Below are 16,726 nucleotides of genomic sequence, written 5' to 3'. Positions count from 1 at the left end.
GACTCCCCTCCTTATCCAGTGAGTACCGGTTCGCGGCGTACCTTTCCGGTCTTTTTCTCCGGTCGATTTCCTTCCTTTTTCTCGAAAGCGGCTGCCATCGCCTCTTGTTCATTCATACCGGCGGCCATCAGTTCCCCGATGGACTCCATCATTTGTTTGTAATCCTTCGGGATCACCTTGACGAACTTGGCAACGGAATCCTCCCACTTTTCCAGCACGGATGTGGCGTGAAGGCTACCTGTGTGCCGGATGTGGTTTTCGATGAGTTCTTTCACTTCTCCGAGATCCTGCTCATCCTCCAGGCTCTCAAGCAGGACCAATTCACGGTTTACATTGCGGGTGAGGGTATCGAGATCCTCAGCCAGTACGTAAGCAACCCCGCCCGACATCCCGGCGGCAAAGTTTTTGCCCACCGAGCCGAGGATCACCACCTGTCCCCCCGTCATATATTCACAGCCGTGGTCACCGACACCTTCAACAACAGCGCGAACTCCGCTGTTGCGGACACAGAAACGCTCGCCGGCGACCCCGCGGATATAGGCTTCTCCTGCCGTTGCCCCATAAAAGGCAACGTTACCGATCACCGTGTTTTCCTCCGGCGCGAAAGCTGCTCCTTCCGGCGGGTACACCACGATTTTCCCGCCGGAAAGCCCTTTGCCCACATAATCATTTGCGTCACCTTCCACCGTCAGGCTAACGCCTTTCGGCACGAAGGCTCCCAGGCTCTGTCCCGCAGAACCCTGGAAACGAAGGCGAATCGTATCGTCCGGCAGCCCTTTTGCACCGAAACGTTTCGTCACTTCGCTTCCCAGGATGGTCCCTACTACTCGGTCGGTGTTACGAATCGGGAGGGTCGCTTCCACTTGCTCTCCCGATTCCAGAGCCGGCTGACAGAGAGCCAACAGTTCCCGGCGGTCGAGGGAGCCGTCCAAACCATGATCCTGAGGACGTTTAAAGTAGCGGCCCGTTTCCGGCGGAACATCCGGCTGGTGCAGAAGCGGTGACAGATCCAGGCTCTTGGCTTTCCAGTGGTGTTTCGCCCGCTCGCTCACCTTCAGCAAATCATTGCGACCGATCAGTTCTTCCAGCCGACGGAAGCCGAGCTGGGCCATGATCTCCCGAACCTCTTCAGCCACAAAACGCATATAGTTCACGACATGATCCGGATCACCGATGAATTTTTTACGAAGGTCCGGGTTTTGCGTAGCAACCCCCACAGGACAGGTATCCAAATGACAAGCGCGCATCATCACACAGCCCAGAACGACAAGGGGAGCTGTCGCAAATCCATATTCTTCAGCCCCGAGCAGGGCGGCGACAACCACGTCCCGGCCGGTCATCATTTTGCCGTCGGTTTCCAACACCACCCGCTCCCGCAAATTGTTGAGGAGCAGGGTCTGATGGGTTTCCGCCAACCCAAGCTCCCAGGGAAGGCCGGCATGTTTGATGCTGGTCCTCGGTGAGGCACCAGTCCCGCCTTCGTAACCGCTGATCATGATCACATCCGCCAATCCTTTAGCGACTCCGGCGGCAATCGTTCCGACACCGGGCTTGGATACGAGCTTAACGTTGATCCGAGCCTCGGGATTAGCGTTTTTCAAGTCATGGATCAACTGAGCCAGATCCTCGATGGAGTAAATATCGTGATGAGGCGGTGGAGAGATCAACCCGACTCCAGGTGTAGATCCCCGCACTTCAGCAATCCAGGGATACACTTTGTTACTGGGAAGCTGACCACCCTCACCGGGCTTTGCCCCCTGAGCCATCTTGATCTGGATCTCGTCGGCATTCATCAGATAGTGGCTGGAGACCCCGAAGCGGCCGGAAGCTACTTGTTTGATCCCGCTGCGGCGGGAGTCCCCGTTTGCCTCCGGAGTGAACCGATCCGGGTCCTCCCCGCCTTCTCCGCTGTTGCTCTTGCCACCCAGGCGATTCATCGCGATGGCCAGCGCTTCATGGGCTTCTTCACTCAGGGCTCCGTAGGACATAGCCCCAGTCTTGAAGCGGCGGACAATGGACTCGACAGGTTCCACTTCCTCAATGGGTACGGGAGTGCGCTCGACTTGAAAGTCCAACAGGCTCCGCAGGAACGCCACTTGCTCCTCATCGGCCCGCTTGGAATATTCCTTAAACCGGTCATAATCGCCTCGGCGGCAGGCTTGCTGCAAGGTGTGGATCGTGATCGGGTCGAAGGCGTGATGCTCCCCGTTCCTCCGCCATTGCAGTTCACTTCCCGGCTCCAATGTCTGGTCGGTCTCCCGCTCACGGAAGGCGTCCCTATGTCGAAGCAGGGATTCTTTAGTGATAACCTCCAGCCCGATCCCACCAATCTGAGTGGTGGTCCGTGTAAAGTAGCGGTCGATGACCGAAGGTGCAATGCCGATCGCTTCGAAGATCTGAGCCCCTCGGTAACTTTGAATGGTAGAGATACCCATCTTGGACATCACCTTAACGATCCCTTCTGTCGCCGTCGAGAGATATTTCCTAACGGCCTCTTCTTCGGTGACACCCGGAAGGGTTTTCTCTTCCACCATCTGTCGAAGAGTGGCAATGGCCAGATACGGGTTGATCGCATCCGCCCCATACCCCAGCAACATCGCAAACTGGTGGACGTCCCGAGGTTCTCCGGATTCCACAAGCAGGCTGACCCGGGTCCGTGTTCCTTTCCGGACCAGATGATGGTGCAGACCGCTAACGGCCAGCAGGGTCGGGATTGCCACCTGTTCTCGGTTCATACCCCGATCCGACAGGATCAGCAAGGAACATCCTTCTTCCACCGCCTGATCCGCAGCAGCAAATAGTTCCTCCAACGCCGATACAAGACCGGTTTCCTCTTCGCTAGCGGAGAACAAGATCGGTAACGTCCGGGTCTTGAATTCGGGATGGGGATTGTAGCTCAGCTTGGCAAAAGCTTCGTCCGAGATGACCGGGGACTCCAGGCGGATCCGACGACAATGCGCCGGTTCCGGTTGCAGAAGGTTTCCTTCTGCCCCCAGGTTGGTCACGGTAGAGGTGACACAGGCCTCCCGGATCGCGTCGATCGGCGGATTGGTAACTTGGGCGAAGGATTGTTTAAAATAGTTATACAAGAGCTGGGGTTTATCGGAAAGAACGGCGAGGGGGGTATCATTCCCCATCGAGCCAATGGGATCTTTCCCTTCCGTTACCATCGGCATCAGGTTCTTGGTCAGCTCTTCATAGGTGTAACCGTAAGCCTTTTGGAGACAGAAGAGCGTTTCTTCATCCGTTTCCTGCTCGGTGGACTGCGCCGGCAGCTCATCTACCGATACCAGGTGATCCTTCAGCCACCGGCGGTAAGGATGTTCCGATGCCACCCGTTCCTTAATCTCCTCATCGGAAATGATCCTTCCTTCCTCCAGATCGGCAAGCAACATCCGGCCCGGTTCCAACCGGCCTTTTTGTGTAACCTTTTCCGCCGGCACATCCACGACGCCGACTTCTGAGGAGAAGATGATCGTGTCATCCGTGGTCACATAGTACCGTGCCGGTCGGAGCCCGTTCCGATCCAGGACCGCCCCAATCTGTCTCCCGTCGGAAAATGCGATCGCGGTCGGGCCGTCCCAAGGCTCCATCAGGCAGCTGTGGTACTCGTAAAACGCTTTTTTCGCATCATCCATCGAGCCGTTTTTATCCCAAGGTTCTGGGATCATCATCATCGCGACATGAGGAAGAGAATAGCCGGACAGGGCAAAAAATTCAAAACAATTGTCTAGGATCGCTGAGTCGCTTCCCTCATGGTCGATAATCGGCAGCACCTTATTCAGGTCATCACCGAAAGCGTCCGTCTCAAACATCTTCTCCCGAGCCAACATCCAATTGACATTGCCGCGAAGCGTGTTGATTTCACCGTTATGAAGCAGATATCGATTGGGATGAGCACGCTCCCAGCTGGGAAAGGTATTGGTGCTGAAGCGGTTATGCACCATAGAAAAGACGGAGGTGAACGCCGGATCCCGCAAATCCCGATAAAAACCGTTCACCTGCTCCGGTGTCAAAAACCCTTTATAAACGATTGTGCGAGTGGAGAGGCTGGCAATGTAGACCTCGTCTCCGGCCATCTGTTCCATTCGCTTCCGGATCACATACAATTTTCGGTCAAAGGCTAAGGTTTCCTCGGTGGCTTCTCCTGCCCCGATGAAAACCTGACGGATGAAGGGCCGGACCTCACCCGCTTTTTTTCCGATCCGTCCCGGCTCGACCGGGACTGTACGCCAACCCAGCAACTGTTGGCCTTCCTCGTTTACAATCGTTTCCAACGTTTTTTCATATTCCGCCCGGCGGGACGCATCCATCGGGAGAAACATCATTCCTACCCCGTACCGGCCAGCCGGTGGCAAGTCGAAATCAACGTTCTTTTGGAAAAATTCATGCGGCACTTGCAGCATAATGCCAGCACCGTCTCCCGTTTCCTCATCCTGAAGTCCGCCTCGGTGTACCAAGCGGCGCAAAATTTCCAGTCCCTGTTCCACAGTCTCGTGGGAGGCTTTTCTTTTTAGGTTTGCCACGAAGCCAACACCGCAGGCATCGTGTTCATATGTCGGATCATAAAGGCCCTGTTTTTGTGGCCATCCTTTTTTAATCATGGGTTTCACCTCTCACAAGCGGATTCGATCTTGGGATCCAATCATACTCAGAACCCGGCGGATGACGAGCACAGCTAACCTAGCCACTGCCCCCGTCTCTTGCGCATATGGTTTGTTCTTGTTATTTTATTGGTAACCATTCATATTAACAATATATATTTCCGATTAAATCAATCTCATATCGAGATTGATAGGCGGATCGAGGGGATTTCCATGGAATTTAGGCAAATAAAATACTTCATCGAAGTAGCTAAGCGGGAGCATGTGACCGAAGCCGCTCATGCGTTACACGTAGCTCAATCGGCCGTGAGTCGACAGATCGCCAACCTGGAAACGGAACTGGGAGTCCAACTGTTTGTGCGCGAGGGTCGCAATGTCCGTTTGACCCCTCTGGGGCGAATTTTTCTTAGACATGCGGAAAAGTCAATGATGGAGATGGAGAAGGCCAAAGTGGAGATCGAGGAATTTCTCGATCCGGAGAAAGGGACCATCCGAATCGGCTTTCCCAGTAGCCTAGCCTCCCATATCCTTCCTACGGTGATCTCCGCCTTCCGCTCCCGGTACCCTGACGTTGGATTTCAGTTGCGACAGGGCTCCTTCCGCCATCTGATCGATTCGGTGGTCAAAGGTGAATCTGAACTATCCTTTATTGCTCCCGTCCCTACCGAAGAAAAAGATGTACAGGGGCACATCTTTTTCTCGGAAAAACTGGTCGCCCTCCTGCCATCCACCCATCCCCTCAGCGACCAACCCTCTCTGCGCCTGGATCAGCTTCAGGAGGATGCCTTCGTTCTTTTTCCCTCCGGGTTTGTCCTGCACCGGATCGTGATGGACGCCTGTTATCAGATGGGGTTCAAACCGAGAGTTTCATTTGAAGGGGAAGATATCGATGCGATCAAAGGATTGGTGGCGGCAGGCCTCGGGGTAACCCTGCTCCCAGAGATTACCCTGATTGACAGCGTCCCTCGAGGGACCGTGAAGGTTCACGTGAGCGAACCATCCTTAAACCGAACCGTCGGAGCCGTTACCCCAAACAACCGGGAACTTCCCCCTTCCGAAAAGTTGTTCTTTGAGTTTCTGAAAGAGTTTTTCGCCAATTTGCATCGCTTCAGTCTGTAACCCGGTACAACAACCAATGAGCCCTTCCTAACTTTTTCCTCTCTCGATGATGTCTCAAACGAATGCCCTAGGCTGGAGGGCAGAGGGGTCCAATACGACCTACTCTCCGCCAGTTGGGGCAAATCCAATGGAGTTTCCATACTACCCCGTCGTCATCTGCATCATGTAAAAAGCCAACTCCACTCCTTTTTCACACACTCTCCAATAAATAATCCCCCTCCCCTTTCGGAATCCTAAAACGGACAAAGACCCACCGAAAGGGGATTTCTATGAAAGAATACACGTGTTTCCACTGTGAACATCAAGTGACAAGCGTCCACCCTGTCACCTTTTACGAACAAGAAAATGAAAACGACCAACTCCTGTGTGACCATTGTTACTCGGAGTGGCTTGAATCATTGAAAGGATAACCAAAAAGCTTGTCCGTAAAATACGGACAAGCTTTTTTTATGGAACAAGCAACGACGGATTCAATAAGCTATTTTTCGTCCTATGGAGAAAGACCTGCGAATGAGTCGCAGGTCCTTGATCTCGATCACTTGGTCATCTTCTTGAACAGAAAAAAAAGCCGTTGCCATAATGAGTCCTTGACTTTTGGAACAGGGGCTCCCTGAATGGGGTACAGGTTACCAAGGTCTTGCTTGGAATCTGAATCACCGAAAAATAGACGTTGATCCCCGCCCTCTGCCATGTAATGACAAAGGGTGATGAGATTATGATGAACCTTGAATAAGGTACGGCATAGTTCATCCGTCATCAACGGGAGATGATCCTCCACTCTCAGCCGAAAAACCTCGATCTGGGCACAGGGATTTTCAAGATACCTTTTGGCCAATCGATAATTCCCATCGAGCACCACCAACCGATTCATCGGGGGATAATCCAATGCAATGATCGGCTCAAAGGGCTCCTTCAAGGACCGGACCTCACGCCGATTCACCCGTTGTTTCGATTGGATCAGTTGCATGACCGGCAGTTGGATCGGCTGTAATTGCCGCTCCCGAATCCATTGTTTTACTTTGTCAACTTCCCAGCTAACCTCATAATAATCCCCAGTCGGTTCCAGGGTGGCTTTTAAGATAAAGTAGCGCTCTTTGGTGAACATCTTAAACGTAGCTGAGCTGGCCCCAATCGTTGCCCGATATCCCTCGATAATCTCTTCCAAATTATATACCTTCCGCGTGATCGAAGCATTCGACCTCATAAAGTCGGAAACATAGTGAAAGAAACTGTCCACCCGATAATCAGGTGAATACCAATCAATCGGGGTAATCGTAAAATGCTTCCATGTATCTTCATCCATACGGGGCATCATACAACCTTCTTCTCCATTCTTTTCAATTTCTATTTTTCAGGTCCACACATCGGACATCTCTCATCATACCAAAGTTAAAACAAAACGCTCGCTATCATCTCAATTCTGTAATCAAAAAATTTCTTTCCTTTTTCCTTCCAAAGCAGTAGAATCATATCGGATCATATCCTGCTGTTTGGATAAGGAGGAAAATTCATGCTGTCGTCCCAAAGCCGCCGATTCATCGCCATTTCCCTCAGTATTTGCTTCATCCTTGTTCTGTCTCTTTCCCCCGCCGTTCAGGCCAAGTCCCATTCGCCCAAGGAATACCGTCTTACAATCATGTCCACCAGCGATTTGCATGGCCTCATCATGCCTCTTCACTACAACAATAATTCCCCCGCCGACCATGGCCTCGCCAAGATCGCTACCTTGGTAAAAAAGGTTCGAAAACGCAACCCCGAAGCTCTTCTTCTGGACAGCGGTGACACGATTCAGGGGTCGCCGATGTCCTATTATCACGCCCGGGTGGATAACAAGCCGACCGACCCGATGATGCTGACGATGAACGAGCTCGGATATGACGCGATGGCGATTGGAAACCACGAGTACAATTATGGCCGTCAGGTCTTTGAGAAAGCAGCAGGAGAAGCCCGTTTTCCCTGGCTTTCGGCCAACACCCTAAGAAAAAACACGAAAAAGGTCTACACAAAACCATACAAAATGTTTAAGATGCCGGGGGGGCTTCGTGTCGGCGTCCTCGGCCTCACGACCCAATTCGTCCCTCAATGGGAAAACCCTCAACACATCAAACACCTGGATTTCACTGATGTGGTGAAGACAGCGAACAAGTGGGTTCCGGTCATGAAAAAGAAAGAGAAGGCTGACGTCATCTTCGTCTCCTATCATGGAGGCCTGGAACACAAAAAGGGAGCCGACGGGGAAATCATCCCGCTTCCCGAGACTACCGGAGAAAACCAAGTATACCAATTGGCAACCCAGGTCAAAGGAATTGATGCCATCCTGGCCGGCCATATGCACACCCCGATCGAAGATGTACGAGTAAACGGGGTCCTGATCACCGAACCCAACAAATGGGGAAGCCATCTCTCCGTGGTCGACATGAAGCTGTACAAGAAAAAGGGAAAGTGGAAAGTGAAGGAAAAAAAAGCAAAACTCCTCGAATCCTCCACAGTAAAAGCCGATCCAAAGATCGTGAAACTAGTCGCCCCCTACGAAAAGAAAACCCAACAGTTCCTGGATGCTCCCGTAGGAAAGATCGAAGGGGACATGACCGTCCGGGACCCTCAGTACACTCGTTCCCATGACACGGCCCTGATTCAGTTCATCAATCGGGTGCAGATGCATTACAGCGGGGCTAAGATTTCTTCCACCTCGCTCTTCGATAACGCGGTACCCGGCCTTCCATCCGAAGTAACCACTCGCGACATCTTGAGTACGTACATCTATCCCAACACCTTGAAGGTGATCCGGGTGAGCGGCCAAGATATCAAGGATGCTCTAGAGAAGTCCTCGAATTACTGGAAACAAAACAGTGGATCCGATCCCCTGGAGGTGAACCCGGAATATCTCTCCCCCAAAGTCCAGCACTACAACTATGACATGTGGGAGGGAATCCGATACACCATCGATGTATCCCAACCTGTTGGCCAGCGGATCGTAGAACTGACAGACATGGACGGACAACCTTTGGACATGAACAAGAAATACGACGTAGCCCTTAACAACTATCGGGCCGGAGGCGGAGGCGGCTACCCGATGTTCCAAGGGAAACCTGTCGTTAAAGACCTCAACATCGAAATGTCCGAGCTGATGACCAACTATATCCGCGAAAAAGGAACCGTCCCCGCGGAAAAGGATGATAATTGGAAAATCACGGGTGCTAAACTGGATTAACCCTGCCCTCTATAAATGATATACAACCGGAGCGAGCCTTAACGGCCCGCTCTTTTTTATGAGTCGGGTAGGAGTTTTCTCTGTTGATTTCGAAAATAAAAAATATGGCTCACCATTCAAAGCCAAAGGAGGAGATCGGTTGTTTCATCAAAAAATCTTCAGGCTCCTGCTCCTTGGATGCTTAATCTTGCCCTTGTGGGTAACTTTTCCACCGGATGTCTCTGCAAAAAAGGAAATCGGTTGCTATGACCGGTCCATCCCCGTTACACCAGAAGAACAACGAATCTCCGACGGAAAGCCGATCCCCCAGCAAATTCTAAAAGAGAGCAGGTTTGACCGCTTTACGGATCGATTCGAACGGGACCTGTGCAGCGCATCCAGCCCGGAAGCTGCCACCAAACTCGTCGAGAAACACGGCTCCCGGCTATGGAAAACAGCTGTCCAACGCGCTCAGGGAAAACGGCCCGATATGGGGGATCTTGACCGCTATGATGATCGGCCTCTCTACTGGGCCCGGCTGAATATGGCTCGGAATCTGCGTCAATGGCACCCGGATTTCCAGCTCTCCAACAAGCAACGGGAGCATATACTCAAACGTTTGGAATATACCTCCCGCGGGCTTCCCACGGTGGATTTCCCTCGCGGGAAAGCGGCCAAGCGGATTCTAGTCAGTGGGTTCGACCCCTACCGATTGGAACAGGAATTCCGCCGAAGCAACCCCTCCGGCGCTTCAGCCCTTCAGATGGATGGCCTGCACATCCAGACCAAGGAGGGGCCAGCCATCATCCAGACGGTGATGTTCCCCGTCCGTTGGCGGGATTTTGAAGGGGGAATTGTAGAAGACGCCTTTGGCCCTTCTCTGAAACCAGGGCCTCGCCAGATCGACCTGATGATGACCATCAGTCAGGGGAGGCCCCGGCAAATGGACATCGAAGGTTTTGCCGGGCGCTGGCATACCGGTACAGATAATGAATTAGCCTCACGATCGGTCGAGATCCCACCGGCCCCTCAATGGCCGATGCCCGATCCCCTACCCGAATTCATCGAGACGACGCTTCCTTACCAACAGATGATCGATGCGAATACGGGACCCTGGCCTGTCTCTCGCAATGATACCGTCTGCGAATGGCTCCCGCCGGATCATTCCGGCCCCTATGTCTGTCGCGACGAAGGACCCACACCGGGTTCCAAAGCACGCGAAGGCGGCGGCGGCAGCTATCTATCCAATGAGAGCCAGTACCGATCCAACCGACTCCGCTTGGGGCTCGGAGCAGATCATCTTCCAGGGGGTCACCTTCATATCGCGGCGTTAGAGAAGTATCCCCGAGACCCGGCGATTTATCTGGATGACGACTTCCAACAGGAACGGCGGGCAACCGTCGACCAGACGGTTGAATTGGTGAAAGCCGCTGCCCGCGCCGTCGATTAACTTTGGACGAATTGATTTAATTGACCCATTCCCATGGGTCATTTTCTTTTGTTATGCTAAAGTTTTCTTGTGAGGCTTTGCCTTCATCCATTCTCATCATGACCGGAGGTTGAACGATGGCATTTGATCTGCCTGAGGATTGGCAAGATGTATTAGCCGAAGAGCTCAATCAGTCTTATCTACAGCAATTACGTACTTTTCTGGAAGAAGAACGAAGGCAACATATCGTATATCCACCGGAAGCGGATCTGTTTTCCGCTCTCTCTTTCACCCCCTACCGGAAGGTGAAAGTTTTGTTGCTCGGCCAAGACCCATACCATAACGAGGACCAGGCCCATGGACTTTCGTTTTCTGTCCGTCCCGGCGTTCCCCTTCCCCCCTCCTTGCGAAATATGTTTAAGGAGCTGGAAGATGACTTGGGCCTTCCTCGACCCAACAACGGATCTCTTGTTCCCTGGGCCCGCCAGGGAGTCTTGATGCTAAATGCTGTATTGACGGTACGGGCCCGTCAAGCCAACTCCCATAAAAACAGAGGCTGGGAAACCTTCACGGACGCCATCATTCGCAAAGTCAACGAAAAGACCGAACCCGTTGTTTTCGTTCTGTGGGGAAACTATGCAAAAAAGAAGAAGAAATGGATTGATACCCAACGTCACGTCATTATCGAATCAGCCCATCCCTCTCCCTTATCCGCGAAAAAGGGGTTTTTCGGAAGCCGTCCTTTTTCAACGATCAACCGTGCCCTCCGCGAACAGGGACATTCGGAAATCGATTGGCGTATTTCTGACCAATAAAGGCTTTCTTACGGAGAAGCCCCGAACCCCATCCACTGAACAACCCCCGTTTCCAAGGAAACGGGGGTTGTTGCTTAAGAAAGATAAAAACCCTCCTGCAATGGAGGGTGGGGAATCCGAAATTATTCTGTTTCTTTTTCTTGTTGCGGATCATAGGCAAAGCGACCCCGTCTCACCTTTTTAATCGCCGGTGCAATTTTCATGATGGATTTCATGGTAATCGTCGGATTCGCCCCAAAATCCCCGCCTCGCCGCTCTACTTCTTCCGCAATCTCCGAAAGACGCATGTCGTTTCGTTCCTGAAGGATTTGACCGACCAGTTCCGCGGCTTTAATCGTTTTCTTGTGAATCCCTTTCGTGTTCACCAATTGGATCGGGGCGGGCTCATTGACCGTCTCCCCTTCTAAGGAAACGCCTTCACCCGATTCGTTCGTATATCGCTTCAGTGCCTGACTGACCCCTTCACTCAAGGCCGAAACAAACTTGATGTTTTCCTGCCTTAAAATCTGTAAAGTCATCAGCAACTTCCGATTTTCTTCCTCAACCAGAGCGCGGATTTCTTCCGTCAGTTGATCGTCCAATTGTTTTTCCATCGGTAATATCCCCTTTTCCTTCGGTGTGTTTCTGGTTATTTATAATACCATCTTATCCATCTTTTCATCATTTAATAAATCAGAACTCCATTTCCGTCAATTGCATAAAGGGCTTCCTTTTACCAGCCACCAAATCCTTGATCGAACCTTATTCCTTGTCCTCTTCTTGTTGCGGGTCATAAGCAAATCGACCGCGACCCACCTTTTTAATCGCCGGCGCGATTTTCATGATGGACTTCATGGTAATCGTCGGGTTCGCCCCAAAATCCCCGCCTCGCCGCTCCACTTCTTCCGCAATCTCCGCGAGGCGCATGTCATGTCGTTCTTGAAGAATCTGGCCGACCAGCTCTGCAGCTTTGATCGTCTTCTTGTGAATGCCTTTCGTATTGACCAATTGGATGGGAGCAGGTTCATCGGCATCCGATTTTTCTGCATCGGAAGAAGGGCTCCCGTTGGTGTAATGTTTTAAGGCCTGGCCCATCCCTTCACTCAGGGCCGAAACAAATTTGATGTTTTCTTTTCTCAAAACCTGTAAAGTCATAAGCAATTTCCGATTTTCTTCCTGAACCAAAGCACGGATTTCTTCCGTCAATTGATCATCCAGTTGTTTTTCCATTGGTAATCCCCCTCTTCATTAGGTCTGTCCCTATATTATATAATACCACCTTAATCAACTTTCAATCATTTAATAAATGAGAACTCTATTTCCGCCAATTACATAAAAGCCTTCCTTTTTCCAAGGCTTCTGCAACCCGGAAGTCTCTGCAACTAAAATATGGCTCACATGCTTCATAATCCCTTCCATCACTTGCCCGCTATGAACTCCACACGCACTCCCTGCCACCCTGTAGAAGCCTATCGTTTCGCCATTTGCTGAATTTTTCGCATGTAAAAAGCCACCCTTTAGGTGGCTTTTCCTAAGCAAACGATTTAATTTACTTCCAGGGTGTCTGATCCATTACTACATAAGAGTGATGAATGGGCTGTCCATTTTCCATACTGAGCTCATATAGCTCCAACATTAAGGTTCCGTTGACAGGCATCTTTTTCAAAGGGATTTGAATGGTTTTCTTGAATTTTCCCCATTCCGGCGCTCCTTTAGAAGCTGTTCCCCATCCTTTAGCCAGGTAATTGTGGCCATCACTGACCGCATAATCGTACGTACCTTCAAACACACGAGCTTCACCACTGACACGGTATTCTACTTTCGGCTCATGGATCTGAATGTTTCGGAAGGCACCGTTCTTCTTTTGATGTATGCCATTTCTTAGCGGCAAAACCAATCGATTCACTTCGGAACCATCCTTTGGCGATTCTTCAAAGAGTTCCAGCTTCAAATTGGCTTTCATCGCATCTTTGCTTTTGGGAAGTCGAATGGTTTGGCTGAAGACGCCCCATTCCGGCCCCCCTTCGGAAGCAGTTCCCCAACCTTTGGCGATGATTTTTTCCCCATCTTTCACCCGATAATGATAGGTTCCTTCAAAAACCCGTGCCTCACCTTTCACTTCATATACGACTTGGGGCTTGGACACTTTTACTCGGCGAAAGAATTCTTCTTCTTGGGATGACCCATTTGCATGAACCATCGTCGGCCATACAACGACCATCATCACTAGGATGGACAAGCAAGAAAACCACTTTTTCACAACAATCTCCCTCCACTCCCTTGATAATTCTACCAATAACATAACACGGAAATGAATTCCTTGCAAAAGAATATTTGGTTCTTTTGGTTATTGGAATGCGAATTGAAGGAATTTAGAGATAAATGAAAAAATACCCGGGAGGAATGGTTTTTGCAAGGAGGTTTCCCCCTGGCCTGAGCTTTTTTGTTAGATTGGCAGCCTGGCCGTGCTGTTTACCTCCTCTCGGCCAAACTACCGATCTTAGAGGTAAACAGCATGGGAGCACCCCCGGATATCTTCTACTGATCATCCTTGATAAAAATTTCTTTGTGAAAAAATTTAAACGCATAAAGCGCATCGGGTGTTTCACAGGGGAATTATTTTTTTTGGGTAGTTGATTTTTTATTTTGTCCACCTAGACAATCTACTACATTTGTGATAGATATTAATTCACTTTCATTATACCCATTTGTTTGATTACGAGTATGGGGGTTATGGTATTCCAATGAAAAGCATCGCTGTGATTTTATCCCGAATTAGAAAATGGATACAATCTTTTAACCAATTATCCAACTGTTCGTATACTTTTTCCCTCCCAAAGAGAAAGCGAGCTTTGAAGTGGATTCTTTTGGGGGTGGGACTCTCTGTTTGTCTCGCGCTGACAAGTGCCACCTACCTTGTTGTTTCCGCAGACTCCATTCCTTTAAAAAAGATGGACAAGATCCAATCGGCTTCCAATATATACGACCGGAACGACCGGATCATCGGTCGAATCGGCCCCAATCGGGAGTACGTTTCCCTTAAAAAGATTTCATCGAAAAAATTGCTCACTCAAACCTTTGTCGCCGTGGAAGATAAGCGGTTCTACCAACATGACGGCATCGACTACCAAGGGTTTTACCGTGCGTTGTTCCGAAACGTCCTAGAGATGGAAAAAGCAGAAGGTGCCAGCACCATCACGATGCAAGTCGCTCGCACTTCGATTCTGGAAAACCGGAACAAAACCATGATCAGAAAGTTGACAGAAATAGTCGTCGCCAAAAATCTAGAGGATAAATACTCAAAGGAACAGATTTTACAAGCCTATCTGAACAATATCACCTTCGGAAACCAGGTCATGGGGGTGAAGATGGCGGCCAAAATCTATTTTGACAAAGACCTGACCAAAGAAAAATTGCAACCCCATGAAGTCGCGCTGTTAGCCGGGCTCCCCAAGGCAACGACCACCTATAATCCCTATCTGCATCCAAAAAAGGCAAAAAAGCGTCGCAATACCGTTCTCATGATCATGGCCAGAGAAGGGATCATCACAAAGAAGGAGAAAGAAATCTATCAAAAACGCCCTCTGGGGATCAAAAAGGAATATTTGGATAAGCATTTACCAAAAGGTCAGTATACTCCCTACAAACAATATGTGTTGACAGAAGCGAAAGAGCGGTTCGGACTAGAGGAAACGGAAATCACCACCGGCGGTTACGACATCTACACCAGCCTGGATCCCCAAATCCAAACCAAGATCGAAGAAACGCTCAAAGATAACGCCTTCTATCAGCAGCAGAAAACGTTGGATGCCGGGGCAACCATTCTAGACCCCAAAACAGGAAATATCGTGGCTCTGGCGGGAGGGCGTTACTACATGGGAACCGGTTATCCTCTCCGTTCCCTCACCCACATCCAACCAGGGTCCGTCATCCGTCCCCTGCTTGTCTATGCGCCGCTCATTCAGGAAAACTCCTATACCGAATACACCGGGGTCAAAGATCCTCCCAACTTTCAGCTGGGGGCATGGAAACCGGCTAACAAACAGGGGACTTCCTACGGTGTCCTGGCTATGAAGGACGCGGTAGCTAAATCACTTAATGTGCCTCCCGCCTGGCTGATGATGAATCGGCTCGGGATTCAAACCGCAACTAAATACGCAGAACGGTTCGGAATTTCCCTGCAAAAAGACGAAAAGCTATCCGTGGCCGCTCTGTCCCGGGGCTCGTTCAAAAACGGCATGAACACCCTCCAAATGGCACAATCCTATGCCGCTTTCGCCAACAACGGAACCATGATCCAAGCCCATGGTATCCGGAAAATCAAGCAAGGAGCCTTAACGCTAAAGAAAAAGGAACCGATAAAAAAACAGCCTATCAATAAGAAAACCGCCTATTACATGACAAGGATTCTCCGTTACAATGTCATGAAGGGAACCGGACGACCCGCACAACTCCCGGGGCATGAAGTAGCCGGTCAAACGGGTACCTCCTCCCTTGAACGGGAAGCTTGGTTTGTCGGGTATACGAACCAATACGTCATGGCTTCGACGGTTTTCCAGACCGACGGAAAAGGCCGTCTTTCCGATGGAGAAATTCCCGCCGGATTGTTTAAAGAAGTAATGAAAACTGCCATGGCAAATGAAACGGCCAGTCGGTTCGAAAACCCCGGCGTCCCCGAACCGGTGCCTCCTTTTGTCCTCAAGGCCGTCCGTGTATCCTTAGCCGGATACGACCCACAAGAGCAATCGATCACCCTGCAATGGAAGGACTATGATAACCGAGCAAAATACCATGTAGAGCGTTCTGCAGACCGCCGACACTGGGAGTCCGTTGACACGACCACCGAAGGATCGTTCACCGACCAACCCGATCTAAAAAAACTGGCACAACCCCAAACCCTTTATTATCGAGTCGTAACCACTGGCCCTCAAGACGAGGACGATAAACGGATCTCCAACGGTGTCAAGGTGGAAATCGAATATCCAAAGCAAAAAGAAAAAGACAACGAAGACAAGAAGGAGAAGAAAGAAGAAAAACCGAAAGATGAAGATTTCCCCAATCTGTTCAACTTTCATTAAAGAGTCGATCACATAAAAAAAGCCCCTAATCAAAAGGGGCTTTTTTTATAGATGGGAATTGGCTTCGCCGTCTTTCGAATCATCGGAGGGGACGAACTTGCCCGCGGATCTCCCCGCTTGGATTCTGCTCCGTATGAGCATTCCCATAAATATTACCCTGGCGGATTTGGCGGACCAGGTCGGTGATGGTCATCCCTTGCAGGGGGCCGACGAGATCCCCGCTTTGTATCGTACCCGTAACCCGCCCTTTGGTTACACTGATTCCCGGTACAGTACGGCCGAATAGAAATGCCACGATAGGACCGTTTTCGCCACGGGGAGCCAGATGAAGGTGGGCTTGGGTAAACTTACGAAGATGAAACACCTTTAACCGATACCACAGTTGAGTATGACTCTCATTACCTTTTAACTGAAGGAACCCAAAGGCCCCAGTTTGGACGGGGGGAACTTCTTCCTTGCCACTTAACACTGCAAAAAATTCCCGCATGGCTCAACTTCCTCAAGAGAGATTT

11 protein-coding genes are annotated in these 16,726 nt (G+C 50.5%); 5 read left to right on the top strand and 6 right to left on the bottom strand.

What is annotated here, in order from left to right; genetic code table 11:
• Nucleotides 1-11: 11 nt before the first annotated feature.
• Nucleotides 12-4,604, bottom strand: coding sequence for a glutamate synthase large subunit (gene gltB, locus ACFOUO_RS13305; RefSeq protein ID WP_380705631.1), 4,593 nt, complete (start codon nt 4,602-4,604; stop codon nt 12-14).
• 213 nt (nt 4,605-4,817) lie between these two features.
• On the opposite strand from gltB, the gene ACFOUO_RS13300 reads away from it, so the two are divergent.
• Nucleotides 4,818-5,723 carry a LysR family transcriptional regulator gene (locus ACFOUO_RS13300; protein ID WP_380705630.1) on the top strand — a complete coding sequence of 302 codons (906 nt, stop codon included), beginning with the start codon at nt 4,818-4,820 and terminating at the stop codon, nt 5,721-5,723.
• 535 nt (nt 5,724-6,258) lie between these two features.
• Here the strand turns inward: ACFOUO_RS13300 and ACFOUO_RS13295 are convergent.
• Complete coding sequence (locus tag ACFOUO_RS13295; protein WP_380705629.1) at nt 6,259-7,035, bottom strand: hypothetical protein; 777 nt, start codon at nt 7,033-7,035, stop codon at nt 6,259-6,261.
• Nucleotides 7,036-7,233: 198 nt separating this feature from the next.
• Here ACFOUO_RS13295 and ACFOUO_RS13290 point away from each other — a divergent pair, with 198 nt between their 5' ends.
• The 3 genes from ACFOUO_RS13290 to ACFOUO_RS13280 all read left to right on the top strand — a co-directional run bounded on the left by ACFOUO_RS13290 (nt 7,234) and on the right by ACFOUO_RS13280 (nt 11,157).
• The gene (locus tag ACFOUO_RS13290; protein WP_380705628.1) at nt 7,234-8,934 is read left to right on the top strand and encodes a bifunctional metallophosphatase/5'-nucleotidase; all 1,701 of its coding nucleotides are present in this window, start codon (nt 7,234-7,236) and stop codon (nt 8,932-8,934) included.
• A gap of 139 nt (nt 8,935-9,073) precedes the next feature.
• Nucleotides 9,074-10,363 carry a hypothetical protein gene (locus ACFOUO_RS13285; protein WP_380705627.1) on the top strand — a complete coding sequence of 430 codons (1,290 nt, stop codon included), beginning with the start codon at nt 9,074-9,076 and terminating at the stop codon, nt 10,361-10,363.
• 116 nt (nt 10,364-10,479) lie between these two features.
• Complete coding sequence (locus ACFOUO_RS13280; RefSeq protein ID WP_380705626.1) at nt 10,480-11,157, top strand: uracil-DNA glycosylase; 678 nt, start codon at nt 10,480-10,482, stop codon at nt 11,155-11,157.
• A gap of 122 nt (nt 11,158-11,279) precedes the next feature.
• Here ACFOUO_RS13280 and ACFOUO_RS13275 read toward each other — a convergent pair whose 3' ends face one another.
• The 3 genes from ACFOUO_RS13275 to ACFOUO_RS13265 all read right to left on the bottom strand — a co-directional run bounded on the left by ACFOUO_RS13275 (nt 11,280) and on the right by ACFOUO_RS13265 (nt 13,396).
• Nucleotides 11,280-11,750 (bottom strand): Rok-like winged helix domain-containing protein, encoded by a 471-nt coding sequence (locus ACFOUO_RS13275; RefSeq protein ID WP_380705625.1) that lies wholly within the window; start codon nt 11,748-11,750, stop codon nt 11,280-11,282.
• 148 nt (nt 11,751-11,898) lie between these two features.
• Nucleotides 11,899-12,366, bottom strand: a complete 468-nt coding sequence (locus ACFOUO_RS13270; RefSeq protein WP_380705624.1) for a Rok-like winged helix domain-containing protein — start codon at nt 12,364-12,366, stop codon at nt 11,899-11,901.
• 319 nt (nt 12,367-12,685) lie between these two features.
• Nucleotides 12,686-13,396, bottom strand: coding sequence for a Gmad2 immunoglobulin-like domain-containing protein (locus ACFOUO_RS13265; protein WP_380705623.1), 711 nt, complete (start codon nt 13,394-13,396; stop codon nt 12,686-12,688).
• Between the two features lie 592 nt (nt 13,397-13,988).
• Between ACFOUO_RS13265 and ACFOUO_RS13260 the strand changes: the two genes are divergently transcribed.
• Nucleotides 13,989-16,214 (top strand): transglycosylase domain-containing protein, encoded by a 2,226-nt coding sequence (locus tag ACFOUO_RS13260; protein ID WP_380705622.1) that lies wholly within the window; start codon nt 13,989-13,991, stop codon nt 16,212-16,214.
• A 79-nt stretch (nt 16,215-16,293) separates the two neighbouring features.
• Here ACFOUO_RS13260 and ACFOUO_RS13255 read toward each other — a convergent pair whose 3' ends face one another.
• Nucleotides 16,294-16,701 (bottom strand): CHRD domain-containing protein, encoded by a 408-nt coding sequence (locus ACFOUO_RS13255; protein ID WP_380705621.1) that lies wholly within the window; start codon nt 16,699-16,701, stop codon nt 16,294-16,296.
• Nucleotides 16,702-16,726: the final 25 nt, after the last annotated feature.

It is taken from the genome of Salinithrix halophila, from assembly GCF_042650125.1.
Taxonomy (GTDB): domain Bacteria; phylum Bacillota; class Bacilli; order Thermoactinomycetales; family DSM-45169; genus Salinithrix; species Salinithrix halophila.
Note: the sequence above shows the minus strand (reverse complement) of the source record. Positions and strands in the feature narration are given on the sequence as shown.

Excerpts from the sequence above, each read along its gene's own strand:
- gltB (WP_380705631.1), bottom strand. The coding sequence starts at position 4,604 with ATGATTAAAAAAGGATGGCCACAAAAACAGGGCCTTTATGATCCGACA.
- ACFOUO_RS13300 (WP_380705630.1), top strand. The coding sequence starts at position 4,818 with ATGGAATTTAGGCAAATAAAATACTTCATCGAAGTAGCTAAGCGGGAG.
- ACFOUO_RS13295 (WP_380705629.1), bottom strand. The coding sequence starts at position 7,035 with ATGCCCCGTATGGATGAAGATACATGGAAGCATTTTACGATTACCCCG.
- ACFOUO_RS13290 (WP_380705628.1), top strand. The coding sequence starts at position 7,234 with ATGCTGTCGTCCCAAAGCCGCCGATTCATCGCCATTTCCCTCAGTATT.
- ACFOUO_RS13280 (WP_380705626.1), top strand. The coding sequence starts at position 10,480 with ATGGCATTTGATCTGCCTGAGGATTGGCAAGATGTATTAGCCGAAGAG.
- ACFOUO_RS13275 (WP_380705625.1), bottom strand. The coding sequence starts at position 11,750 with ATGGAAAAACAATTGGACGATCAACTGACGGAAGAAATCCGCGCTCTG.
- ACFOUO_RS13270 (WP_380705624.1), bottom strand. The coding sequence starts at position 12,366 with ATGGAAAAACAACTGGATGATCAATTGACGGAAGAAATCCGTGCTTTG.
- ACFOUO_RS13255 (WP_380705621.1), bottom strand. The coding sequence starts at position 16,701 with ATGCGGGAATTTTTTGCAGTGTTAAGTGGCAAGGAAGAAGTTCCCCCC.